The sequence below is a fragment of the Olsenella sp. An188 genome, assembly GCF_002160255.1.
Classification (GTDB): domain Bacteria; phylum Actinomycetota; class Coriobacteriia; order Coriobacteriales; family Atopobiaceae; genus Thermophilibacter; species Thermophilibacter avistercoris.
The window spans coordinates 153,785-177,482 of record NZ_NFKF01000004.1 but is presented as its reverse complement, the minus strand read 5'-3'; the positions used below and the strand labels follow the sequence as shown (position 1 = coordinate 177,482).

The following is a 23,698-nucleotide window of genomic DNA, read 5'->3' as shown; positions in this document are numbered from 1 at the left end:
GGGGGTGCTCTGACAGCCGCACATTTCGCACAATTTGGGAATTGTGCGAAATGAGGGTGGGGACGACGCCGGTTTTTTAAGCGGGGCTTCTTGCGAGCTGGGGTTTCTCGCCTTGGAGGCCGTTTGCGGGCGCACAATTTTGGAATTGTGCGAGCGGCGCGGCAAAAGAAAGCGGGGCGCCGTCCGGTCATCCCGGGCGACGCCCCGCGTCACGTCATCTGACGAGGAGGGGCTACTTGTTGCGGCGCCTCATCGCGATGCCGGCAGCACCCGCTCCCACGCCGGCGACGAGCGTCGCGGCGACGGCGGCGAAGGAGGTCGGGTCACCCGTGCTGGGGACCGTCTCGTCCTTCTTGGTGTCATCGGCAGGCTTGTCCTCGGCCGGGGCCTCGGCGGCCTTGTAGACGTTGTTGAACGTCGCGCCGTCCTCATCGGTGTAGGCCTGGTAGGTGAGCTTGCCGTCCTTCTCGGTCACCTCGAGCTTGAGGCCCTCGACGGTCTGGTCGTAGGTCACGCCGTCCTTCTGGACGCCGTCAGTGTTGGGATCGTCGTCGGTCGGCAGGACCTCGGAGACGGTGTACTCGTAGGTGCCAGCGGCCTCGAAGGTGAAGTTGTCAAAGACGACGTTGCCCTCGGCGTCGTTGGTGGCGGTGGCGATCACGTTGCCGTTGGCGTCAGCGAGCTGGAACTCGAACTGGCCGTCCTTGAGCGTGGCGCCCTCGAGGACCTTGGCCACGTTGAAGACGTCGCCGGACACGGTGATGGGGTCAGGCGTCACGGGAGCGGGCTCCTCGACGGTGTAGTCGACAGTCGGAACGGGGAACGTCTCCTCGCCGGTCGACTCGTCGTGACGGACATAGTCGAGCGTGGCCGACTCGTTGGTCTTCGGGTGATAGGTGCCCGGCACGGTCGACTTGTTGACGAGCTGGAGGTCGTAGCTCAGCGTGATGCCGTTGGCGGCCTCGACGGGGGCGTTAATCTCCCAGGTGAGGGTCTCGGTGCCGTCCGCAGCCTTCTCGTAGGTCACGACGTAGTCGTTGCCGAAGGTAACAGTGTTGTTCTCCGCGTTAACGGTGCCCGTAACCGTCTTGCCGCCGACCGTCATCTGCAGGCTGTCGAGGCTCACGAGGTCGAAGTCGGAGCCGATCTCGTCGGTAACGACGCCGGACTGGATCTCGTAGAGGACAGAGCTCTTGACGGTGTCAAACATGCCGTCGTACTCCTCCACAGTCTCAGGGAGCGTGGTGGAGTAGCCGCCGAGGTCGCTCAGGTTAGAGATGGCGTTCGCAGCCCAAATGTAACTTCCGTCCTTGGCGTAGCGAGGATCCTCATAGGCGTAGGCATTGTACTTGCTGGAAATCTGCGCCCACTCAGTGGCAACCATATACATTGCGGCGTCAGACGCGCTCATCGTGCTGGTGACGTCCTCGGCGGGCACGTAGCTGTTCTTGCCAGCGAACTTGCCATTCGCGGCCGTGCTCCAGTCAGTGTCATATCCCTGACCAGACTCAACGCCATAATTCTTTGCCTGGTACTGGCCAGCCTCATACTTAATCTGATAGGCCTCCATGTCGGTGGCAATGTCGGCACCGTGCGTGTTCAGCCACGTCGCCATATCGAGGAACTCGTTGTAGTAGGACGAGTCGGGGTGGTGCCAGTCAAGCGTCTCGTGACTTGCGTAGAGGTTCTCCTCGCCGTTCGCGATACTCTCGCTGTAAATGGAGTAGGGGGTCCCGTCGGCTCCCCAGAGATACCCCACGCCATCGGTCACGAGAACGAGGTGCTTGTTGGACGCAGACACGCTCGTGTCCGCGTCAAGCATCCGCTCGCCAGCGACGAGACCGGAGTGGATGTTAGTTCCACTCGAGTCAACCTCGTGGAAAATCATGGATTTCTTGATGGTCTCGTAGTTCTCGTCGTTGAGCTCCGTGAGCTCAAGGGATTCGAGCACGCCCTGCTCGAAGTTCACGACGCCAACCTTGACGAGGTTGCCCTCGTCAGCGCGCGTCTTGAGCTCGTCGAGCATGTTCATTGCCTCCTGACGAATGTCGGTGCTGGCCGACTTGTCCAGCACGAAGACAACATCAGAGACGGTGGTCTCCTCCGTCGAACCGATGGAGAGCTTGACGTTAGTCTGGTCGTTCTCGTCGAGCGGCGTCGCGGTCTTGTCGAGCGTGACGGCGCCGCTCGAGGACCCCGCCTCCGCGGCGATTGCGGTCAGCGGGCTCGAGACCGCCATCGTGGCCGCCGTGAGCACGGCGAGGCCGGCAGCGGCGACGCGCCTGATGACGCCCCTCGCGTCCCTCTTCCTCATTCCAATCGTTCCTTTCTCGCTTCCGTTTCACCTGCATCCAACCCGCGCTTTGCAAAAGCACCACCCCCGGGTGGTTTAGCGAGTTTGTGGGCAGTGTACGTCTATTGCCTGACACAAGCAACAAAAATGGTCATTTATGGGAGGGGGGATGTCTTATGAGTGGTCGGTTTTTCTCAGCCTGCGAGCTGCGGAGATCGCGACTTACGCCCCAACCCACCGGAACGAGTTAGCAAACACATGTTCTATTCTGTGGTATACTTGCCACGACGGCAGGCGGCGCCCTCCGAGTCTCGCAGGAAGATTGGAGGGTTCCCATTGTCCAAGCTCATCATGCTCGTACTATCGTGCGCCGTGTTCGTTGCGACGCTGAGCATTCTGGTTCTTCTCGTTAGCTAGGGTGGTCCAAGGCTTGGGCTCCATACATGGGAACAGCCGCCCCTACACGGCGGCTGTCCCTGAGCCTAGGCTCACACACTCGTCAAACAGGAGGGCTTTTGCCTCTGTCGTCACCGAGTATACCCGTTTCGTCTGCCCGTGCGACTCCATCCATCGTGCCTCTCCCCCCATCCGCCCCTGCGACCCACGAGGTGAGTCCCCCAGACTCCCTTCGGAGCGTCTCGGCGTCCCCGTCGCTCAGATTGCGCGCGATGCGCTCGATCACCTCATCGTCAACGTCGCTCCTCCCGAGCGCCTTGAGGGTCTGAACGACGGCGCAGGTTATGTGAGAGCAGTCGAGAAGGCCTCGGTTAGCCCGGCGCCTCAGATCAATTGGGCACGGACCGTAGCTGTACGCCTTGTAGGGGCCGCCGCTCACATACACGTGGCGTGCCGGAACCTGGTAGTCAAGCCCCAGCGCATTGAGCGCGGCGCAGTCCGAGTCAAACGCACGCCCCGCACCTAAAACCGTGCGCAGGGCCCGGACCTCCGACGTCGCGAGGTTCTTCTCGCCGGGCGCTTGCCGAGTGCGCGATATTCGGGGGTTTCTATTTCAAGTTTACCGACACAAACTCGACGTTTCCCCAGTTGGCAGCTAAGAGCCGTAGGCGCGGACGGCGAGAAAACCCGGAATATCGCGCACTCGGCGAGAGAGGCGGCCGAGAGGAACGCTCGGCGAGGGACGGCGGCCGCACCGCAAAAAGCGGGCCAAGGCCCGCCTGGGACCTCGGCCCGCGGCGCGAGCGGGCAGGCCGTCGCGCATAATCTCCACGTAACGTGTGACCCCCCGCATCACCCCGTGTTCTGCAGGCCGGCGGCCACGCCGGAGACGGTGCAGAGGATGAGGTAGACGAGCCTCTCGCGCTCCTCGGGCGTGAGCGGGCTCTCCTCGTCGCGCAGGCGGCGCAGCGCGAGGGCCTGCGTCACGGACAGCACGTTCACGAACGGCAGGCGCATGCGGATCACGGGGCCGAGCACGCGGCGGTGCTGCAGCGGCCACTCGTCGCCCACGATGGCGAGCACCCAGCGGCGCGTGAGCTCCATCTCCTCGAGCACCGCGGCGGCGAGGTCGTCACGCTCGGCGAGCGCCAGGTAGAGGCGGGCGATCCGCTCGTCCACCTTGGAGAGCGACATCTCCACGTTGTCGATGAACGTGGTGAACAGCGGCCACTCGGCGTACGCCTCGCGCAGGCGCTCGAGGTCGCCCACGCGCTCGCAGGCGGTCCCCAGGCCGTACCACGCGGCCAGGTTGATGCGCGCCTGGCTCCACGAGAAGATCCACGGGATGGCGCGCAGGTCGTCGAGCGACTTGGCGCCCAGGCCGCGCTTGGACGGGCGGCTGCCGATGGGCATGAGGCCCACCTCGGCGAGCGGCGTGCACTCGGAGAACCACTCGGCGAAGCCGTCGGTGTGCAGCAGCTCGAGGTAGCGCTCGCGCGAGGCGCCGTCCAGCTCGGCGGCGAGGCCCGCGTACTTCTCGGTGGTCTCCGTGTTGACCCACTCGATGGAGGGTGCGGACTGCAGCAGCGTGGCGCCCACCACGGACTCCACGTGGCGACGCGCCAGCGTGGGGTCGCCGTAGCGCGCGAAGATGACCTCGCCCTGCTCCGTGAGCTTGAAGCAGCAGTTGACCGAGCCCGCGGGCTGCGAAAGCACCGCGCGGTTGGCGGGACCGCCGCCTCGCCCGACCGCGCCGCCGCGGCCGTGCATGAGCACGAGGTCGATGCCGTTGTCCTCCGCCCAGCGCGCGATCTCGGCCTGCGCGCGGTGCAGCACGAGCGTGGCGGAGGTGGGGCCGGCGTCCTTGGAGGAGTCCGAGTAGCCGAGCATGACCTCCAGGCGGCGGCCCGTCTCGGCGAGGCGGCGCTGCACCTCGGGCAGACGAATCATGTCGTCGAGCGTGGAGACGGCGTTCTCGAGGTCCTCGACCTGCTCGAACAGCGGGATCACGTCAAGCACCGGCACGTCGCACTCGTGCGCGAAGGAGAGGTGCGCGAGCTCGTAGACGTCGGCCACGTTCTGGGCGGACTTGGTGAAGGAGATGATGTAGCGGCGCGCCGCGTCCACGCCGTTTCTGCGCTGGATCTGCGCGATGGCGCGGAAGGTGTCGATGACCTCGCGCGTCATGGGCTCGAGCTCGCCGCGCTCGCCCCAGCGCCCGTGCTCGCGGATGTCCTCGAGCGCGCGGGAGTGCACGAGCGAGTGCTGGCGGAACTCCATCTCCACGAGGTGGAAGCCGAAGGTCTCCGTCTGCCAGATGAGGCGCTGGACGGGGCCGTAGGCGGTGCGGGCCGCGCCGGCGCGCGCGAGCGAGGACTGAACGACGCGCAGGTCGGCGAGGAAGTCGTCGGGGCTCGCGTACATGATGTCGGCGGTGCGCTCGATGGTGGCGCGCAGGCGCTCGGCCATGACGAGCATGCACGCGCGGTGCAGCTCGCTCGCCGAGATGCCCAGGGCGCGCGCCGTGAGGGCCTCGCTCATCTCGACCTGGTGGCTCCAGAGGTTCATGAGCTGCTCGGACGGCGGCGTGGAGATGGCGTCGAGCGTGAGGTTGCGGCCGGTGGTCTCCGTGGCGTCGGCGAGGCGCGCGAGCACGTGACCGCGGAACTTCTCGGCCACGGCGCGGCTCACGCGCGCGGTGACGTTGGGGTTGCCGTCGCGGTCCGAGCCGATCCAGCTGCCGGGGTGGAAGAACGCCGGGCACACGGGCGGCACGGTCCCGGCCTTCTCGCCGAGCTCCCAGTCGTCGAAGCGGCGGTAGACGTCCGGCACCATGTCAAAGAGCGTGTTGTCGAAGATGTCGACGATGGTGTCGGCCTCCTCGACGGGCGTGGGCTTCTTGTGCGCGATCGGCGAGGTGCGGAAGAGCGCGTCGATCTCCTGCAGCAGGCGACGCTCGTTCTCCGCGAGCGCCACGCCGTCCAGGCCCGCGCGGCCCTCCAGCAGCTCGGCGATGCGGCGGATCTTGCCCTCGACGGCCTTGCGGCGCGCCTCGGTGGGGTGGGCGGTGAAGACCGGGCGGAACTCCAGGCGGCGCAGCAGCGCGAGGGCCTTGCCGCGCCCGCACTCGTCGACGAGCTGGCGGTAGGCGACGGTGATGTCGTTGATGGGGTCCTCGTCCGCCGAGGTGGGGACCGCGCTCTCGCGGGCGCGCAGCGAGGCCACGCGGTAGTTCTCCTCGCAGATGTTGGCGAGGTGGAAGTAGGCCACGAAGGCGCGCATCACGAGCGTGGTCGAGCGCTCGTCAAGCCCGTCGATCACGCGCTCGAGGTCCTCGAAGGCGGCTCGCTCGGCGGGCGTGTCCGCCGCCTCGTCGGCGTTGGCGCGTATCGCGTCGGCGAGAAGAACGTCGAAGGTGCGGCGCAGGCCCGAGTCGTACTCGTCGAGCACCTTGCGGACGAGCCGCAGGAAGAGCGCCATGTTCTCAGCGATGCTCTCCGGGACCTCGAAGCCGGCCAGGAGCGCGCGGGCGGTCTCGGAGGCGGGCATGATAGCGGAGTCCATATCGCTTTTGTGGTTCTTCTCGGCCAACGTTGCTCCTTTGACGGACGTACGGTGGCATATACGATACCCCGAGGAGCCTCGAACGCGAAAGACCCCCCAGAAAGACCCCATGCGAGAAACGCGATGTTCACGCACGGGCGTTGCATAGCGACGGAGCGGATGGGTATCATGTAACCGACGGCACAGCCCGCTGTAGGAGGCAGGGCCGCGCCCGATAGAGTGGGGAGACGACCGCTAGTTCACTGGGCTAGCGGTCGTCCTCGTCTCGGTTGCTAAACTCGCTCGCTGCGGACAGGATTCGGATGATACCTGCGGCTAGGCTGGCCAGTGCGCCGGCTAGCTTGAGGAAGACTATCAGCTGATCCATGGGGCTCACCCCCTTTCGGGGGCGCGGCCCAGCGAGCGGGACTTACGTGCCGTCGGCGTACGGCGATTGTACCCCGACCCAGCGCTTTACATTCTTGTCACGGGCAGGCGCTACAATCACGGCGAGAGCAAATGAGAGGAGCCACGTCCCCATGCCAGCAAACCCGCTCAAGCGCCTCGCACGACGCAAGGAGCCCACGCCGGTGCGACCGGCGAGCCGCACGCCGCGCACGCCGCGCTACGGCGTGGTGACGAGCGGGAGGTCGCGCGGGAGGGGGCGCGCGGACGCGCGGCGCGAGCGGAGGTCCGAGCGCGAGCCCGGGTTTCTCGCCCGCGTGGTAAACAACTGGTGGAACCGCCTCATCTCCGCCGTCTTTGGCGGGCGCTTCTCCGAGCAGACCGAGCAGTACCTCGCACACCAGACCAAGCGCGACTACGTGTGCAACACGCTCGGCCAGGCGGCCTGGGGCATGCTCTTTCCCGCGCTCACGATGGTGGCCACGTGGCTCGTGGGCGCGGAGCAGGCGGGCCTGTTCTCGATGGCCTTCACGGTGGGCACGCTCCTGCTGTTCCTGGCCAACTACGGGGTGCGCACCTACCAGGTCTCGGACCTCGACGACATGCGCTCCTTCCTCGACTACCAGGTCAACCGCTTTCTCACCTGCGCCGCCATGCTCGTGGTGGGGTGGCTGTGGTGCCAGGTGCGCGGCTACGACCCGTTCATGTTCTCGGTCTGCATGGGCGTCCTGGTCTTTCGCGCGGTCGACGGCCTGGCGGACGTCTACGAGGGGCGCCTGCAGCAGAAGGACAAGCTCTACCTGGCCGGCCTCTCCCAGGCGGTGCGCTGCGTGCTGGGCCTCGTGGCGTTCTCCGCGGCGCTGCTCGTGACCCGCAACCTCGTGGTGGCGAGCTTTGCCATGGCCGTGGGCGCCGTGGCCTCGCTCGTCCTTCTCACCGTGCCGCTCGCCTACTTCGAGACGGAGCGGAGCATGCCGGCCACGCTGCGCGGCGTGCGGGAGCTCTTCGTGGAGTGCTTCCCGCTGTTTGTGGCCCTCTTCCTCTACAACCTAATCGACTCCGTGCCCAAGTTCGCGATGGAGGGCGCGCTCTCCTACGACAACCAGCTCTACTACAACGCCATGTACTTCCCCGCCCACTCGATCCTCATGGTGGCCGGGTTCATCTACAAGCCGCAGCTCGTGCGCCTGGCGCGCATCTGGGACGACCCAGAGAAGCACCGCCGCTTTGACCTGCTGGTGCTCGCCATGGTGGGCGTGATAGCGCTCATCACCGCCGCGATGGCGCTGTTCATGGGCTGGCTCGGCATCCCGATCATGAGCCTCATGTACGGCCTGGACTTCGAGCAGTTCCGGGGGCTCTGCCTGGTGATGGTCGCGACGGGCGGGGTGTGCGCCTGCATCGACTTCCTGTACCAGATCGTCACGCTGCTGCGCGCCCAGGGCGCGGTCTCGAAGCTCTACCTCGTCGCGTTTGCGTTTGCGGTGCCCGTGTCCATGCTTCTCGTGAACTACGCGGGGCTGGCCGGCGCGGTGCTCGGGTCCCTCGTCTCGATGGCGATCCTGCTCACGCTGCTCGTGATGGAGTACGCGCGGATACGCGCCCAGGCCGGGCGGGGCTACTAGCCGGGCGGTACGCGCACGTTGCGGACGGTTTTGGCGAGAAGAACGTCCGCAGGCAGCACGTTGGCCCGGTACGTGCAGGTTATGGACGGTCTAGCGGGTCAATTCGACCACAACCTGCATGTTCTCCCAATCCATGCAGGTTGCGGACGGTCTGAGGGTCCAAACCGTCCATAACTCGCACGTTCCTCAGACACGTGCAGGTTACGGACGGTCTGGCCGAGAAAAAAGTCCACAAGTCGCACGTTCTTCTCGCCACGTGAGTCAGCGCCGGTGTCGCGACCCGCGGCCCGCCTGCCGCTCGGGCCTCTTGCGCACCGAGTAGCCAAAGCTCCCCAGGCGCCGCCCCAGCTCGAGGTACTCCCCGTGGCTATAGGCCACGAGTCCCGCGCGGCCCAGGTCGAGCCGGCCGCGCTCGTCGAGCAGCGACTCCTCCACCTGCACCGCCGCCACGTCAGCCAGGAACAGGTGGTGGCTCCCCAGCTCAAGCACGTCGCGCACCCGGCACTCTATGCTCACCGGGCTCTCCGCGATCGCCGGCGCGAGCTCGAGCTTTGCGGCCGGCGCCGGCGTGAGGCCGCACTCGGCCCACTTGTCATAGTCGCGCCCGGAGCGCACGCCGCACCAGTCGCAGGCGCGCGCGAGCCGGCGCGTCACGAGGTTCACCACGAACTCGCCGGACTCGCGAATCAGCCCGTAGCTGTGCCGCTCGGGACGCAGCGAGATCGAGAGCATCGGCGGGTTGGTGCAGACGGTGCCCGCCCACGCCACCGTGACGATGTTCTTCTCGCCCACCGCGCTTGCACAGCTCACCATTACCGCGGGCAGCGGGTAGAGCATGTTGCCGCCGCGCCAGACCTGCTTCGCCACGTCCGCCCCCCTCACGCCGCAAGCGCCGCGCCCACGCGCGTACCCGCCCACACGGCCACGAGGCACGTGGCCACGTTCACCACGACGTTCGCCGCCGCGGGCGCCACCTGGCCCGCCTCGAGCAGCTGGAACGTCTCGTTGGAGAAGGTCGAGAAGGTGGAGAGGCCGCCGCAGAACCCCACCGTGAGCAGCAGGCGGGTGGGCTCGGGCAGTGGGAGAACCGAGTTCACGCCCGTCACCAGGCCGATCACCAGCCCCGCGACAACGTTTGCCACCAGCGTGCCCGCGGGCAGCCCGGGCAGCGCGCCGGACAGCGCCACCCCCAGCCCCCAGCGGCACACGCTGCCGGCGGCGCCACCCAGGGCCACGGCCAGAAACTCGGCCACGTCTCCCCCAATCGTCGTCGTGTGATGTTCGGCAACCACTGTACCCGATGCCCCGCCCCGGCGAGAAGCGTCGCGTGGCGCGCGCCGACCCCGGGCGCGCCCCGCGCCCTGGCGCACAATTCCGGAATTGTGCGGGAATCGGGGGCTGAACGACGCCCGTCGCCATGAGTGCCGGCGAGCGAGCTGGGGTTTCTCGCCAACGCGTCTCCCCGCGGGCGCACAATTCCGGAATTGTGCGCCAGATGACGTGCTGGGGGCGCGAGCGAGAGTCACGCCCGCTCGCGGCGCACAATTTCGGATTTGTGCGAAAAACGCCTTGCGTAACCCGGCTTTTTAAGCGCGAGAAGAACCTCAACAGGCGTTTTGCCCCCCAGCGCCCGCCCCCCGGCGCACAATTCCGGAATTGTGCGCCGGGGGATCGGGGGCGCGCCGGGCCCGAGGCCGCCCCGGGACCCGAGGCCGCGCCGGGGGCAGCGTCGGGATCGGCGGCGCGCCGGGACCGAGGCCGCCCCGGAACCCCCGGCCGCACCGAGGTCGCTGGCACACCAGCGGGGTTCTTCTCGCCAGCTGCGCCTAGTCCAGCTCGCGGGCGCCGGTCCAGAGCTGCCAGTACTCGCCGCGCGCCGCGAGAAGCTCCTCGTGCGTGCCGCGCTCCACGATCCGCCCGTGCTCGAGCACCATGATCGCGTTGGCGTTGCGCACGGTGGAGAGCCGGTGCGCGATCACGAAGACCGTACGCCCCGCCATGAGCGCGTCCATGCCGCGCTGGATGAGGGCCTCGGTACGCGTGTCGATGCTCGAGGTGGCCTCGTCGAGGATGAGCACCGGCGGGTCCGCCACCGCGGCGCGCGCGATGGCGAGCAGCTGCCGCTGGCCCTGGGAGAGGTTGGCGCCGTCGGCCACCACCGGCGTGTCGTAGCCGCGCGGTAGCCTCCGGATGAAGCCGTCGGCGTTGGCTATCTTGGCGGCGGCCACCACCTCCTCGTCGGTCGCGTCGAGCTTGCCGAAGCGGATGTTGTCCGCGATGGTCCCGGCAAAGAGGTGCGTGTCCTGCAGCACGATGCCCAGCGAGCGGCGCAGGCTCGCCTTCTCGATGTCGCGCACGTCGATGCCGTCGTAGGTGATGACGCCGGAGCGCACCTCGTAGAAGCGGTTGATCAGGTTGGTGATCGTGGTCTTGCCCGCGCCCGTGGACCCCACGAAGGCGATCTTCTGCCCGGGCTTGGCGTAGAGCGAGAGGCCCTTGAGCACGGTCTGCCCCTCCTCGTAGCCAAAGTCCACATCGTAGAAGACCACGTCGCCCTGAAGCGGCACGTGCTCGCCGTCGATCTTCCAGGCCCAGCCGGCGGCGCCTGCGGCCATGCGGGCGGCCTCCACGTCGTTGGCGTGCTCCAGGACCACCGTGCCCTCGTCCACCTCGGGCTCGAGCCGCATCACGGAGAAGATGCGCTCGGCGCCCGCAAGCGCCGTGAGCAGGAAGTTGCCCTGCTGCGTGAACTGGTTGATCGGCGCCACCGCCTGGCGCACGAAGACGAGGTAGCTCGCGAGCGACCCCACGTCCATCGTGCCCGCAAGCGCCAGCAGCGCGCCCACGATGGTTACGATGGCGTAGTTGACGAAGCCCACGCACACCGTCACCGGCACCATCGTTGAGGCGTAGGCCTGCGCGGAGGTGCCCGCCTCGCGCAGCCGGTCGTTGAGCTCGCGGAAGCGCGCGAGATTGGCCGCCTCGTGGTTGAAGACCTTGACGACCTTCTGACCGGAGATCATCTCCTCCACGTAGCCGTCGAGCCCGGCGAGCTCGGCCTGCTGGCGCGCGAAGAACCTGCTGGAGCGACTGCCCGAGAAGCGCACGTAGAGCGCGATCGCGAGGTCGCAGGCAACCGTGATGAGCGTGAGGCGCCAGTCGAGCACAAAGAGCAGCGTGAGCGTGCCCACGATCTGCACCGCCGCCTGGACGAGGTTGGCGAAGCTGTTGTTGAGCGCCTCGGAGACCGTGTCCACGTCGTTGGTGAAGTAGCTCATCACGTCGCCGTGGCGCGTGCGGTCGAAGAAGGAGAGCGGCAGCCGCTCGATGTGCGCGAAGAGGTCGCGACGGATGTCAAAGACCACCTTCTGGGCCGCGCGCACCATGGTCTGCGTGTAGCCCGCCGCGCTGGCCACGCCCACCACGTAGACCACCGCGGTCAGGGCCACCCCGCGCACGAGGGCGTCTGCGTCCCCGGCGCCCACGGCGTTGACCACGGGCTTGATCATGTAGGTGCCCACCAGGTTGGCGAGCCCCGAGAGCGTGACGAGCACCGCCACCACGAGCAGCATCCAGCGGGCGTGGCTCATGTAGGCGAGCAGGCTCCGCAGCGTCGAGAGCAGGTTCTTGGGCCGCGCGGGCGCGGCAGACTGGCGCGAGGGCATCTAGGCCACCTCCCCGCTGATTCCAGATCCAATCTGGGACTCGTATATCTCCTGGTAGATGGGGTCACTGGCGAGAAGCTCCTCGTGGGTGCCCTGCGAGTGCACCCGACCCTCGTCCAGCACCACGATCTTGTCGGCGTCCATGACCGAGGCCACGCGCTGCGCGATGACGATCTTGGTGACGCCCGTGAGCGTGGCGAGGTTCTCGCGGATCTGCGCGTCGGTGGCCATGTCCACGGCGCTCGTGGAGTCGTCGAAGATGAGGACCTTCGGGCGCTTGAGCAGCGTGCGCGCGATGCAGAGGCGCTGCTTCTGGCCGCCGGAGACGCCCGCGCCGCCCTGGCCGAGGTCGCCGTCCAGCCCGCCGATGCGGTCCAGGAACTCGTCGGCGCGCGCCAGGCGGCACGCCTCGAGCATCTGCTCGTCGGTGGCGTCGGGGTTGCCCCAGGCCAGGTTCTCCCGCACCGTGCCGCTGAAGAGCACGTTCTTCTGGAGCACCACGCCCACCGCGTCGCGCAGGGCCGCGAGGTCGTAGGCGCGCACGTCGCGGCCGCCCACGCGCACGGCGCCCGAGCTCACGTCGTAGAGGCGCGCGATCAGCTGCACGAGCGTCGACTTGCCCGAGCCCGTGCCGCCGAGGACGCCCACCGTGGAGCCCGCCGCCAGGTCCAGGCACACGTTCTCCAGGACGTCGCGCTCGGCGTCGGCCGCGTACCTGAAGCTCACGTGGTCAAAGGTGACCGAGCCGTCGCTCACCTCCGTGACCGCGCCCTCCGGCGAGATGATCGTGGACCGCTCGTCAAGCACCTCGCCCACGCGCTCCACGCTCGTGACGGCGCGCGCCAGGAGCAAAAACACGTTGGAGATCATCATGAGCGAGTTCACGATCTGGAAGATGTAGCTCATGAAGCCGGTGAAGGTGCCCACCATGAGGGTGCCGGCAAGGATCATCTGCCCGCCGATCCACAGGATGGCCACGCAGGTCACGTACATCGTCCCCTGGAAGATCGGGGTGTTGAGGACCGCCGTGCGGAAGGTACGCGTGCCCGTCTTGGCCAGGCTCTCGTTGACCTCGGCAAAGCGGTCGGCCACGTGGCCCTCGCGCACGTACGCCTTGATCACGCGGATTGCGGCGAGGTCCTCCTGCAGCGCGTCGTTCAGCCGGTCCATCGCGGACTGCAGCAGCCGGTAGAGCGGCCCCACGTGCCGCACCACCAGAAACATCGCCACGGCGAGAACCGGCAGCACCAGGAAGAAGACCACCGCGAGCTCGGGCGACATCACCGCCGCAAAGACGAGGCCCAGGATGAGGATCGAGGGGCCGCGCGTGAGCGGGCGCGTGCCTGAGACGAGGGCGTTCTGGATCACCGTCACGTCGGTCGTGAGGCGCGTGACGAGCGAGGAGGCCTCGAAGTCGTCAAGGTTGGCAAACGAGAACTCCTGCAGGTGGGTGTACTCGGCCTCGCGCAGGTTGGCGCCGAGGCCCATCGCGGCCCGCGCCGAGAAGCGCGCGTAGGTGAATCCCAGCACGAGCGCACCGAAGGCGAACACCAACATCAGCGCGCCGTTCACGGCCACCGCGCCCAGGTCCCGACCGATGATGCCGTCGTCGATCACGTTGGCCATGAGCAGCGGAATCACCAGCTCGAGCGAGGTCTCCAGGGCCACGCAGAGCACCGCGAGGAGAAAGTCCTTCCGGTAGCTTCCCAGGTAGTGCGCAATCAGGCGGACGCCGTCCATCAGCGATCGCCCCCCTTCGGGCTGGCGGGGTCGGTGGCGAGGTTCTTCTCGCCACGGCCGGCAGCGCGCAGGTTCGCGTATGCACGGGCGAGAAGACCCATGAAGAGCTCCCGCTCCTCGGCAGTGAAGCCCCCCAACACGACCTCACGCTCGGCGTCGCAGACGCGCTCCCACGCGTGAGCCGTCCCAAGGCCTCGCTCGGTGGCGGTCACGGCCTTGGAGCGCCGGTCGCGACCGGGCGCCGTCGCCACGAGGCCCGCGCGCTCGAGCGCGTCGAGCGAGCGCGAGACGGCCGCGGGGTCGAGCTCGAAGAAGTCCGCGATCTCGCGCTGGCTGACGGGGCCGTGGGCCGCCACGTACACGAGAATCTTGGGCTGCCCCTGCCCTATCCCCAGCTCTGCCGCACGGGGCCTCAGGTAGCCGCACTAGGCCGCGTAGACGCGCATGACGCGCATGTGCGGGTCGTCGAGCGAGCGCCCGAGGCGCGGCTCGTTCTTCTCGTCCATCTGTAACTCCTTGACGCGTCAACTGTTGTCTACGCAAGAATACACCGGCGACGCACCGCGTCAAGGGTCGGTGGCGACCCGGCCCGCATCGTCTGTAGGAGCAAAACGACACTTCCGGCCGCGAAAACGTCGCCAAGCTCCTACAGACCCGCAACGTAGGAGCAAAACGACACCTTGGCCCGAAAAACTGTCGCCAAGCTCCTACGTCAAGGCGCGGCAAGAAGAACGGGCCCGCCCCCGCGACGGTGCGGGGACGGGCCCGGACATGGACGTTCTTCTCGCCGGCTCGCGCTACAGCAGGCGCAGGCCGACCTCCTTGAGCTGCTTGGTCGAGACCTCGCCCGGCGCGTCGGACATGAGGTCGCTGCCGGACGACGTCTTGGGGAAGGCCATGACGTCGCGGATGGACTCCTCGCCTGCCAGCAGCATGCACACGCGGTCGAGGCCGAGCGCAAAGCCGCCCATGGGGGGCGCGCCGTACTCGAGGGCGTCCATGAGGAAGCCGAACTGCTCGCGGGCTCGCTCCTGCGTGAAGCCCATGAGCTCGAGCATGTCCATCTGCATCTGGGCGTTGTGGATACGCATGCCGCCGCCGCCCGCCTCGCAGCCGTCCATGACGAAGTCGTAGGTCGCCGAGCCGATGGCGAGCGGGTTCGCGCGGATCTTCTCGACGTCGGCCTCGGTGGGCAGGGTGAAGGGCTGGTGCTCGGCCTCGTAGCGGCCGGCCTCGTCGTCCCAGTGGAAGAGCGGGAAGTTGACGACCCAGAGGAAGTCGTGGCCCTCGCGCGGCACGCCGAGCGCGCCCGCCATGTGCAGGCGCATGCCGCCGAGGATCTCGTCGGCGCCCTTGCGGTCGGCCACGGCAAACATCACGAGGTCGCCCAGCTCGACGCCCATCTCCTCGCGCAGCGCGGCCATCTCCTCGTCCGAGAAGAACTTGACGATGGGGCTGTTGACCGAGCCGTCCTCGCGGAAGGCGATCCAGGCGAGGCCCTTGGCGCCGAACTCCGCGGCCACGCCGGCGAGCTTGTCGATCTGCGCGCGCGGCCAGGCGCCGGCACCCTTGGCGTTGATGGCCTTGACGTACTGGCCCTCGGTGGCCGCGGCGCTCGCGAAGAGCTTGAACTTGGACTCGGCGAAGATGGACGTCACGTCGTGGAGCTCCATGCCCAGGCGCGTGTCGGGCTTGTCGGAGCCGTAGGTGTCCATCGCGTCCCAGTAGTCGAGGCGACGAAGGGGCGTGGGCATCTCGACGCCCATCTTGGCGAAGGCGTCGGCCAGCACGTCCTCGAGCTCGCCCATGACGTCGTCCTGGTCCACGAAGCTCATCTCGATGTCCACCTGCGTGAACTCGGGCTGGCGGTCGGCGCGCAGGTCCTCGTCGCGGAAGCACTTGGCGACCTGGTAGTAACGCTCGACGCCACCCACCATGAGCAGCTGCTTCAAGAGCTGCGGGGACTGCGGCAGCGCGTAGAAGTGGCCGGGCTGCGTGCGGGAGGGAACGAGGAAGTCGCGCGCGCCCTCGGGCGTGGACTTGAAGAGGGCCGGCGTCTCGACCTCCATGAAGTCGCGGCCGTGCAGCGCCTCGCGCAGGGCGAAGGTGAAGTCGGAGCGCATCTTCAGGTTAGCGGCCATGCGCGGGCGGCGCAGGTCGAGGTAGCGGTAGCGCAGGCGGACGTCCTCGGCGGTGTCCACGTGGTCCTCGATCTGGAACGGCGGGGTCTTGGAGGAGTTGAGGACCTCGATGGCATCGATAAGAACCTCGATCTGGCCGGTGGCGAGCTTGGGGTTCTCCATGCCCTCGGGGCGCTCGCGCACCACGCCCGTAACCTTGATCGGCCACTCGGAGCGGATGGTCTCGGCCGCGTGGAAGGCCTCGCCGCCGGAGTGCTCCGGGTCAAAGGAGACCTGCGTCACGCCGTCGCGGTCGCGCAGGTCCACGAAGATCAGGCCGCCGTGGTCGCGGCGGTGCCAGACCCAGCCGGTCAGCGTGACCTGCTGGCCGATGTTCTCGCGGCGCAGCTCGCCGCAGGTGTGCGTGTGCATGGTGTGGGAGTCCATAGGTGCCTTTCTTCGCGGCCGCCCCGTGTCGGATCGGGCGGCGGTGGACTTGGGACGGCGGCGTGGCGTAGACAGCGCAGCGTCGCACGTGCAGGCGATTGTACTACGGGCGCGCGAGCCGGGGCGGTCGCGTAACCGGAACACAATAAAGCGCACGGGGCGAGAAGGACGGCGCGGGGCGCGGGGGTCGCCGTCCTTCTCGCTCCACGTTGCCCTCACTCGAGTCCGGGCAACTTCCGGTTATATCCGACAGGCATTTTGCGGGCGGCCCCTAGCATGGGGTCATGGACACTGGTGAGACGTGCACATACGTCCGCAGGCGCGTGGGCGAGAGGATCGAGGAGCTGCGCGAGAGGCGCGGCGTGAGCCAGACCCAGCTCGCCAAGATGGTCCCCATGAACCGCACGTACTACAACGACCTCGTGCTCGGGAAGGCAAACCCCTCGCTCGACAAGCTCGTCAAGATCGCGGACTCGCTCGGCGTGCCGCTGACCGACCTCTTCTTCGGGCTCGGGCACGTGCCCCCGCGCTGCCTCGTCGAGTACGACCAGGGCAAGGCCCCCCGGGAGGTCCGGGCCCAGGACGAGCAGTAGCCGCCAGCCCGCGCCGCCCCGCGGCGCCGCGACGTGCTACCCTCAAGCGAGCCAAAACGAAAGGACCACCATGCCCGCATGCGAGACGGTCGTCTTCGACCTCGACGGCACCCTGCTCGACACCCTCTGCGACCTGCATCTCTCCACCAACGCCGCGCTCGCCGCCCACGGCATGCCGCCGCGCACCATAGATGAGGTGCGCCGCTTCGTGGGCAACGGCATCGCGCTGCTGATCCACCGCGCCGTCCCCGAGGGCACCCCGGCCGAGGTCGAGGCCGCGGTCCTCGACTCCTTCCGCGCCCACTACGGAGCGCACTGCGAGGACCACACCGCCCCCTACCCCGGCATCCGCGAGCTTCTCGCCAGCCTGCGCGCCGCCGGCCTGGGCCTCGCCGTCGTCTCCAACAAGGCGGACTTCGCCGTGCAGGAGCTCGTGGGGCGGCAGTTCCCGGGCGCCTTCGACGCGGTGCTCGGCGAGAACGAGGCCGCCGGCGTCCGCAAGAAGCCCGCGCCGGACATGGTCGAGGCCGCCCTCGATCGCATGGGCCGCGGACGCGAGGGCCTCGCCTACGTGGGCGACTCCGAGGTGGACGTCGCCACGGCCGCGGCCGTGGGCTGCAGGTGCGTTGCATGTTCGTGGGGGTTTCGTAGCGTGGCCGCGCTCGTCGAGGCCGGGGCCACCACCATCGTCGACACGCCCGCCGAGCTGGAGCGCGTTCTTCTCGCCGGCGCGCTCTGACCGCCCGGGGCAACGCTCGCCTAACATTCGGCAAACACGCGCATAACGGACGGCCGCACGGGTTATAGTCTTACCAACGTCCGTTTGGTTGGCCGACGAAAGGAGCCGCCATGGGAAAGAAGGCTGCTGAGGCTCTCGACATCAACTACGAGGGTCTGGCCGAATACCTGCACTGCAACCACTCCGTCTACATGAAGATCGGGTCCGACGTCTACTATCTGACAGACTGCAACTACGAGTCCTGGCGCGCGCAGGACACGAGCCGCCGCAACGAGAAGAACCACTTCGTCGACTGCTCCGAGCTCGTCCCGACCGTAGACGAGTTCCTGGCGCTTCCCTTCGTGAGCGGCCAGACCATCAAGGACGTCTTTGACCACGCCACGTTCTACGCCTCCCTCAAGGGCGAGAAGGACGCCTAGGGTCAGGGCAACCAGATTACGCAGGCGGGGCCGGTACCTCAGAGGGTGCCGGCCCCGCTTTCGTTTGCGCGTGCGTTGGCGAGAAGAACGTGCGGGTTGCGGACGGTCTGGGACCCGGGACCGACCGGAAGCCGCACGTTCCTCGGATGCGTGCAGGTTGTGGACGGTTCTTCTCGCCAAAGCGACCGCAACCTGCACGTTCCCGGAAGACGTGCAGGTTGTGGACGGTCTGAGACGTAAAACCGTCCGCAACCTGCACCTAACGCGGCAGGCGCCTCCCCTACTCCGCGAGCGCCGCGCGACCGTAGGCGTCGGCGGCGAGCATGGCGGCGGCGACCTTCTCGGGCGTGACCTCGAAGGGCATGTTGCCGAGCGTGTCGGCCGGCGCGCAGGCCAGGCGCGCCACCTCGAGCACGCGCTCGTAGCTCGCGTCCTCGACGCCGAGCTGGGCGAACGTCACCGGCAGGCCCACCTCCACGCAGAAGTCGAGCACCTCGTAGAGCTCGTCAGCGTTCTCCAGCACGAGCTGGGTCAGCGTGCCGAAGGCGACCTTCTCGCCGTGGTAGTAGGCGTGGGTCTCGGGCAGGACGGTCAGGCCGTTGTGGATGGCGTGCGCGCCGGCGAGGCCCGCCGACTCGAAGCCCAAGCCGGAGAGCAGCGTGTTGGCCTCGATGACCTTCTCCACGGACTCGGTGCAGGCGCCCGCCTCGAGCGCGAGCCTGGCCTTGAGGCCGTCGGACATGAGGGTCTCGTAGCACAGGCGCGCAAGCGCCATGGCGGCGCTCGTCACGTGGCCGCCGGCGCAGGTGGTGGCGTCGGAGCGCAGGCAGGCGCGCGCCTCGAAGAAGGTGGCGAGCGCGTCGCCCATGCCCGAGACGGTCAGGCGCACCGGGGAGGCTGCGATGACGTCGGTGTCCATGAGCACGAGGTTGGGGTTCTGCTTGAAGAACTGGTACTCCTTGAACTGGCCCTCGTCGGTGTAGACCACGGAGAGCGCCGAGCACGGCGCGTCGGTGGCGGCGATGGTGGGCACGATCACGACGGGCGCGTCGGCGGCGTTGGCCACGGCCTTGGCGGTGTCGAGGATCTTGCCGCCGCCCACGCCCACCACGACGTCGGCGCCGCAGTCGCGAGCGACCGCGACGAGACGGTCGATCTCGGCCTGGGAGCACTCGCCGTTGAAGTTGTCGTAGGTGAGCTCGACGCCCGCGGCGGAGAAGCTCGCGGAGATCTCGTCGCCCGAGCGGCGCAGGCCGCCGGCGGAGATGATGACGAGCGCGCGGCTGCCGTAGGCGCCGACGTACTCGCCGATGCGCGCGAGCTCGCCGGGACCCTGGACGTACTTGGACGGGCTGATGAAGATTCGTGCCATGTGGATCCCCTCTCGGTAGAGAAAACGGACGAGACGATGGTACTCGAGATGCGCCTGGGGCGGGGTCCGCACGCGGGGTCGCGCGCCGCGGGGCCGCGCGCAAAGACGCCCCGCCCGCGGGGTGGCCGACGGACGGGGCGCGAAGGCGGGCTCGAGGCCCGGCGGGCGGAGGGACCGCCCGCCGGGGCGCGGCTAACGCCTGGCGACGAGCAGCGGGTCGCCAATCTTGACGAGCGGGCGGCCGCCGAGCAGCGTGCCGGACTCGCCCACGTGGTCAATCCGGTCGTAGGCGTCCGGGTTGGAGATGACGCAGGCCACGACCTCCTCGTAGCCGGCGAGCTTGATGGCGTCCACGCTGAAGGTCATGAGCGGCTGACCGGCGCGGACCTCGTCGTTTGCCTCGACGAGGCGCTTGAAGCCCTTGCCGCCCATGTTGACCGTGCCGATGCCGATGTGGATGAGGACCTCCATGCCCTCGGCGGTGGCGATGGCGATGGAGTGGTTGGTCACCGTGGTGGCGCCGATGCGGCCCGTGACCGGAGAGTACAGCACGCCCGCGCCGGTGGGCAGGATGCCGTAGCCGTCACCGAGCAGGCCGGCGGAGATGACCTCGTCGTTGACCTCCTTGAGGCTCACGAGCACGCCCGAGACGGGGGCGTAGACGGTGTCCGGGCGCGTGGCGAACGAGGCCTCCGGCGGAACCATCGCGCCGTCAGACGAGGTGAACGCGCTCTTGATCTTGTCGAACAGTCCCATGTTGCCCTCCTGTGCCCCCCGCGCGCGGCGAGGGTCCGCTTCCCTTCCATTCAGCTATGGTACCCGCATCCCGGCCGCTCCCCCCGCTGGCGAGAAGTGCGTTCGGCCAGCGGTCGCCCGCGCGGGACGCGACGCGGCCGCACAATTCCGAAATTGTGCGGCCGCCAGGGTCCGGATGGGAACAAAGTGCCTGTTGGAGGTTCTTCTCGCCGGCGACTCCGCCGCCTCGGCAGGCCCGATCTCGCACAATTCCGGAATTGTGCGCCCGGCCCGGCCCAACCCGGCCCGGCCCCGCCACCGCCTGCGCGGGGCGCGCTCGCTAGCCCCTAGGCGCGGCTAGGAGCGCCCCCCCCCGAGCGCGCGACCATGGAGCGCGAGGTCAGGTAGGTCACGAGGAAGTAGCCGCCGTAGAGCACCACCACGAAGCACACCGTCCCGACGAGCGCCGTGCCGATCTGGTAGCCGGTCAGCAGGGCCACGATGTCGTTGACCACCGAGAGGGCCACCGCGGCGTGGGCGACCGCCACCACGAGCGGGAACAGGAAGTACACGCCCACCTGCACGAGCAGCGCGCGGTCGATGAGGGAGCGCTCGGCGCCGAGCTCGGCGAGCACGCGGTAGCGGCTCACGTTGTCCGCCGCCTCGGAGAGCTGCTGCAGGGCGAGCACCGTCGCGCAGCTCACGAGCAGCATGAAGCCGATGTAGATCGCCAGGTAGGTCACCACGACCGTGGTGCCGCTCGACTGGTCGAGAAGCCCCTGGGCGCTGACGGGGTTCCAGACCGGCCACGCGTCGATCGTCTCGCCCTGGCCCATGATGTCGCCGTAGGCCGCATCGATCGCCGCCGTCGCGCGCTCCTCCACCTCGGCGCGCTCGCCGTTGTACATGAGGTTGACCGCCGTCATGCTCGGCCCGATGCCCTCGGGAACCACGTCGTCGGGCACGATGAGCGCGCCGGAGACCGTGCCGCCCGCGGCGGTGTCGCTCAGCGGGGCGTTCACCACGGCCTCGTCGACGAAGCGCAGGGTCCGGCCCTGGACCGTGAGCTCCGGGTTCTGCTCGGCGGCGGCACGCCAGAAGTCGTTGAGCGAGGACATGTCGCTCCACCACACGCAGCCGTCGTCCCCGAGGTCGACGCCCTTCTCGCCGATCAACGCGCACAGGGCGTTGTAGTCGGAGACCCGCACGAGCGTCACGAGCGTCTCGCTGTTGCCCGCCATCATCTGAGTGACCGTGGCGTTGCCGTCGTAGCTGGTGTTCTCCGTGAACCACTCGACCGTCTGCTCCACGAGCGGCTGCCCCGACGCGTCGCGGTCGTAGGTGTCGACCTGCACGGCGTCGCGGAAGAGCTCGTCGTAGGCGGGGATGTCGGCGCGCAGGCGGGCGATGGCGTCGTAGTTGTCGGCCGCGGCCGGACCGTCGGTCGCGTGCTCGCCGATCATGCCCGTGGGGTAGCTCACGAGCGACATGTCGTAGCGCGTGCCCGCGACGAGCGCCTCGTTCATGCCCGTGGCCACCGAGAAGCCCGTGCACACGCCGCAGATGGCCACGAAGAGCATGGCGCACACCAGGCTGATGGAGAGCCACGCGGTGTTGATGCGGCTGTTGAGCTGGCGCATCACGAACATGTTGAGGCCGGAGAGGTACACCTTGCGGCTCGTCTGCACGAGGCGAAGCAGAAATCCCGAGATGGAGAAGAAGAACAGCAGCGTGCCCACCGTGACGAGCCCCGTGGCGACGGCGAAGTACGGGCCCTCCTCCATCATGCCGTGCTCGAGCAGCGTGGCGTACGCCACGCCGATGAGGATGACCGAGACCACGAACAGAACCACCGAGAGCGGCAGGCTGCGAAGCTTGACCTTCTCGCTGACCTTGTCCGCGTTGATGAGGTCGATGAGGTGGTAGCGGCTCACCGTGGTGACGTTGAACACGAGCGTCACCAGGAAGATCCCCGCGAAGCACGCGACGGTGTTGGCGCACGCCGAGGGCGAGAAGGCAAAGACGAAGCCCGAGATGGTGGCCTCGAACATGTGCGCCGTGAGGTACATCATCACCTGCGACAGGCCGAGCCCCAGGACCAGGCCGGCCACGAGCGCCACCACGCCCACCGCGAGCGTCTCTATGACGACGATGAGCGAGACGTGCCGCACGTCCATGCCGAGCGTGAGGTAGATGCCGAACTCGCGCTTGCGCCGTCGGATGAGGAAGCGGTTGGCGTAGACCACGAGGAAGCCGAGGATGACGACGATGAACACGGAGACGCCGCCGAGGATGTCCACGAGGGCCTCCACCATGCGGCGCTGGTCTTCGGCCATCTGGAGCACGGCCGCCTGATCGGTGATGGAGCCGAAGGCGTAGAAGACGCAGACGCCGAAGGCCAGCGTCAGGAAGAAGACCGAGAAGTCGCGGAAGGACTTGCGGACGTTGCCGAGCGCGATCTTAGCGTACATCGGCGCCCTCCCCTCCCAGGAAGGACACGACGTCCATAATCTCGTCGAAGAACTGCTTGCGCGTCTTGGAGCCGCGCACGATCTCGCTCCAGATGCGGCCGTCCTTGAGGAACAGCGCGCGACGCGCGTAGCTCGCGGCGAAGGAGTCGTGCGTGACCATGATGATCGTGGCGCCCTCGGCGTTCAGGGCCTCGAGGCTCTCGAGCAGGCGGCGCGAGTTCTTGGAGTCGAGCGCACCGGTGGGCTCGTCGGCGAGCACGAGCGAGGGGTTCGTGACGATGGCGCGTGCCGCGGCGACGCGCTGCTTCTGGCCGCCTGACATCTGGTGCGGGAACTTGTCGAGCACCTCGGACACGCCGAGGCGCGCGGCGACGTCCTCCACGCGCCCGGGGACCTCGCGGGCCGGCGCGTGGTTGATCGTGAGCGCCAGCGCGATGTTCTCGCGTGCGGTCAGGGTGTCGAGCAGGTTGGAGTCCTGGAAGACGAAGCCGAGCCGCTCGCGGCGGAAGCGCGAGAGCTGGCTCGAGCGAAGCGCGGTGATGTCCTGGCCGTCGACGTAGATGTGGCCCGAGGTGGGTCGGTCGATCGTCGAGACGCAGTTGAGCATCGTGGTCTTGCCCGAGCCCGACGGTCCCATGATGGCGATGTACTCGCCGGAGGCAACGTCGAAGGAGACGCCGTCGAGGGCGCGGGTGACGTTGTTGCGGCTGCCGTAGAGCTTCTCGACGTCCTGGCAGGACAGGACGGGCCGCGAGTGGGAAGGTGCCATGGGGGCTCCTCTCGTTTTGGCTTTCGGTACGAGACCATAGTCCTTCTCGCCGCCCCGGGGTGCCATCGGACGGGCTTATCGCTAGCTTAGGCTTTCGTAAGGTTGGGCGGGCGGGGCGCCGCGCGGCCGCCGGTGCCCGCGCGGCGCTCCGGAACGTGCAGTTTGGCCCTTCGAGCCATGAGACCGCGGGTTCCGGGTGCAGTTTGGCCTCTCAGTCCATGCAAAAATGGTCCCGCGGAAGAAAATGGATTGGAAATTTATATCGTCAACTGGGAAAACGCAGGCGGCCGCTACTCCAGACCGGGAAAACGCATGGACTGAGAGGCCAAACTGCACACGCGAGGCCGGATTTCATGGCTCGAAGGG

General features: G+C 67.9%; 17 protein-coding genes. 4 read left to right on the top strand and 13 right to left on the bottom strand.

Translation table 11 applies throughout. The features are described 5' to 3' along the window. Nucleotides 1-232: 232 nt before the first annotated feature. The 3 genes from B5F23_RS06200 to B5F23_RS06195 all read right to left on the bottom strand — a co-directional run bounded on the left by B5F23_RS06200 (nucleotide 233) and on the right by B5F23_RS06195 (nucleotide 6,238). A complete protein-coding gene (locus B5F23_RS06200) occupies nucleotides 233-2,314 on the bottom strand; it encodes a Spy0128 family protein (protein ID WP_087352848.1) in 2,082 nt (693 codons plus the stop codon). A gap of 478 nt (nucleotides 2,315-2,792) precedes the next feature. After that, nucleotides 2,793-3,227 (bottom strand): DUF6088 family protein, encoded by a 435-nt coding sequence (locus B5F23_RS10090; RefSeq protein ID WP_446723484.1) that lies wholly within the window; start codon nucleotides 3,225-3,227, stop codon nucleotides 2,793-2,795. A 314-nt stretch (nucleotides 3,228-3,541) separates the two neighbouring features. Next, nucleotides 3,542-6,238: a phosphoenolpyruvate carboxylase gene (locus B5F23_RS06195; RefSeq protein WP_241145813.1), complete on the bottom strand. Its 2,697-nt coding sequence runs from the start codon at nucleotides 6,236-6,238 to the stop codon at nucleotides 3,542-3,544. Between the two features lie 533 nt (nucleotides 6,239-6,771). Here B5F23_RS06195 and B5F23_RS06190 point away from each other — a divergent pair. Then, nucleotides 6,772-8,262: a lipopolysaccharide biosynthesis protein gene (locus tag B5F23_RS06190; protein WP_143786377.1), complete on the top strand. Its 1,491-nt coding sequence runs from the start codon at nucleotides 6,772-6,774 to the stop codon at nucleotides 8,260-8,262. A gap of 261 nt (nucleotides 8,263-8,523) precedes the next feature. Here the strand turns inward: B5F23_RS06190 and B5F23_RS06185 are convergent, their stop codons facing one another. From B5F23_RS06185 to aspS, 6 genes are all read right to left on the bottom strand, one after another. Next, on the bottom strand, nucleotides 8,524-9,129 hold the full coding sequence (locus B5F23_RS06185; protein ID WP_087352844.1) for a flavin reductase family protein: 606 nt from the start codon (nucleotides 9,127-9,129) through the stop codon (nucleotides 8,524-8,526). An 11-nt stretch (nucleotides 9,130-9,140) separates the two neighbouring features. Beyond that, a complete protein-coding gene (gene crcB, locus B5F23_RS06180; RefSeq protein WP_087352842.1) occupies nucleotides 9,141-9,515 on the bottom strand; it encodes a fluoride efflux transporter CrcB in 375 nt (124 codons plus the stop codon). A gap of 573 nt (nucleotides 9,516-10,088) precedes the next feature. Then, nucleotides 10,089-11,927, bottom strand: a complete 1,839-nt coding sequence (locus B5F23_RS06175) for an ABC transporter ATP-binding protein (RefSeq protein WP_087352839.1) — start codon at nucleotides 11,925-11,927, stop codon at nucleotides 10,089-10,091. Further along, on the bottom strand, nucleotides 11,928-13,667 hold the full coding sequence (locus tag B5F23_RS06170) for an ABC transporter ATP-binding protein (RefSeq protein WP_087352838.1): 1,740 nt from the start codon (nucleotides 13,665-13,667) through the stop codon (nucleotides 11,928-11,930). Next, complete coding sequence (locus B5F23_RS06165) at nucleotides 13,667-14,035, bottom strand: MarR family winged helix-turn-helix transcriptional regulator (RefSeq protein ID WP_275083206.1); 369 nt, start codon at nucleotides 14,033-14,035, stop codon at nucleotides 13,667-13,669. The genes B5F23_RS06170 and B5F23_RS06165 overlap by 1 nt, the downstream gene beginning before the upstream one ends. A 429-nt stretch (nucleotides 14,036-14,464) precedes the next feature. Further along, a complete protein-coding gene (gene aspS / locus B5F23_RS06160) occupies nucleotides 14,465-16,234 on the bottom strand; it encodes an aspartate--tRNA ligase (protein ID WP_087352834.1) in 1,770 nt (589 codons plus the stop codon). Between the two features lie 284 nt (nucleotides 16,235-16,518). Here aspS and B5F23_RS06155 point away from each other — a divergent pair, with 284 nt between their 5' ends. The 3 genes from B5F23_RS06155 (at nucleotide 16,519) to B5F23_RS06145 (ending at nucleotide 17,985) form a co-directional block, all read left to right on the top strand. Continuing rightward, complete coding sequence (locus tag B5F23_RS06155; RefSeq protein ID WP_087352832.1) at nucleotides 16,519-16,827, top strand: helix-turn-helix transcriptional regulator; 309 nt, start codon at nucleotides 16,519-16,521, stop codon at nucleotides 16,825-16,827. A 70-nt stretch (nucleotides 16,828-16,897) separates the two neighbouring features. After that, nucleotides 16,898-17,566: an HAD family hydrolase gene (locus B5F23_RS06150; protein ID WP_087352830.1), complete on the top strand. Its 669-nt coding sequence runs from the start codon at nucleotides 16,898-16,900 to the stop codon at nucleotides 17,564-17,566. Between the two features lie 110 nt (nucleotides 17,567-17,676). Continuing rightward, nucleotides 17,677-17,985 carry a CDP-alcohol phosphatidyltransferase gene (locus tag B5F23_RS06145; protein WP_087352828.1) on the top strand — a complete coding sequence of 103 codons (309 nt, stop codon included), beginning with the start codon at nucleotides 17,677-17,679 and terminating at the stop codon, nucleotides 17,983-17,985. A 280-nt stretch (nucleotides 17,986-18,265) separates the two neighbouring features. Here the strand turns inward: B5F23_RS06145 and B5F23_RS06140 are convergent, their stop codons facing one another. The 4 genes from B5F23_RS06140 to B5F23_RS06125 form a co-directional block, all read right to left on the bottom strand. Next, nucleotides 18,266-19,357, bottom strand: coding sequence for a glycerol dehydrogenase (locus tag B5F23_RS06140; RefSeq protein ID WP_087352827.1), 1,092 nt, complete (start codon nucleotides 19,355-19,357; stop codon nucleotides 18,266-18,268). Between the two features lie 192 nt (nucleotides 19,358-19,549). Continuing rightward, nucleotides 19,550-20,113 (bottom strand): PTS sugar transporter subunit IIA, encoded by a 564-nt coding sequence (locus tag B5F23_RS06135; protein WP_087352825.1) that lies wholly within the window; start codon nucleotides 20,111-20,113, stop codon nucleotides 19,550-19,552. A gap of 326 nt (nucleotides 20,114-20,439) precedes the next feature. Next, a complete protein-coding gene (locus tag B5F23_RS06130) occupies nucleotides 20,440-22,563 on the bottom strand; it encodes an ABC transporter permease (protein ID WP_087352823.1) in 2,124 nt (707 codons plus the stop codon). Further along, on the bottom strand, nucleotides 22,553-23,332 hold the full coding sequence (locus tag B5F23_RS06125) for an ABC transporter ATP-binding protein (protein ID WP_087352822.1): 780 nt from the start codon (nucleotides 23,330-23,332) through the stop codon (nucleotides 22,553-22,555). The genes B5F23_RS06130 and B5F23_RS06125 overlap by 11 nt, the downstream gene beginning before the upstream one ends. Nucleotides 23,333-23,698 lie beyond the last annotated feature (366 nt).

Coding starts and splice junctions, on each gene's coding strand:
- B5F23_RS06130 (WP_087352823.1), bottom strand. CDS start 22,563: ATGTACGCTAAGATCGCGCTCGGCAACGTCCGCAAGTCCTTCCGCGAC.
- B5F23_RS06145 (WP_087352828.1), top strand. CDS start 17,677: ATGGGAAAGAAGGCTGCTGAGGCTCTCGACATCAACTACGAGGGTCTG.
- aspS (WP_087352834.1), bottom strand. CDS start 16,234: ATGGACTCCCACACCATGCACACGCACACCTGCGGCGAGCTGCGCCGC.
- B5F23_RS06200 (WP_087352848.1), bottom strand. CDS start 2,314: ATGAGGAAGAGGGACGCGAGGGGCGTCATCAGGCGCGTCGCCGCTGCC.
- B5F23_RS06140 (WP_087352827.1), bottom strand. CDS start 19,357: ATGGCACGAATCTTCATCAGCCCGTCCAAGTACGTCCAGGGTCCCGGC.
- B5F23_RS06135 (WP_087352825.1), bottom strand. CDS start 20,113: ATGGGACTGTTCGACAAGATCAAGAGCGCGTTCACCTCGTCTGACGGC.
- B5F23_RS06170 (WP_087352838.1), bottom strand. CDS start 13,667: ATGGACGGCGTCCGCCTGATTGCGCACTACCTGGGAAGCTACCGGAAG.
- B5F23_RS06125 (WP_087352822.1), bottom strand. CDS start 23,332: ATGGCACCTTCCCACTCGCGGCCCGTCCTGTCCTGCCAGGACGTCGAG.
- B5F23_RS06175 (WP_087352839.1), bottom strand. CDS start 11,927: ATGCCCTCGCGCCAGTCTGCCGCGCCCGCGCGGCCCAAGAACCTGCTC.
- B5F23_RS06150 (WP_087352830.1), top strand. CDS start 16,898: ATGCCCGCATGCGAGACGGTCGTCTTCGACCTCGACGGCACCCTGCTC.
- B5F23_RS06155 (WP_087352832.1), top strand. CDS start 16,519: ATGGACACTGGTGAGACGTGCACATACGTCCGCAGGCGCGTGGGCGAG.
- B5F23_RS06190 (WP_143786377.1), top strand. CDS start 6,772: ATGCCAGCAAACCCGCTCAAGCGCCTCGCACGACGCAAGGAGCCCACG.
- B5F23_RS06195 (WP_241145813.1), bottom strand. CDS start 6,238: ATGCCCGCCTCCGAGACCGCCCGCGCGCTCCTGGCCGGCTTCGAGGTC.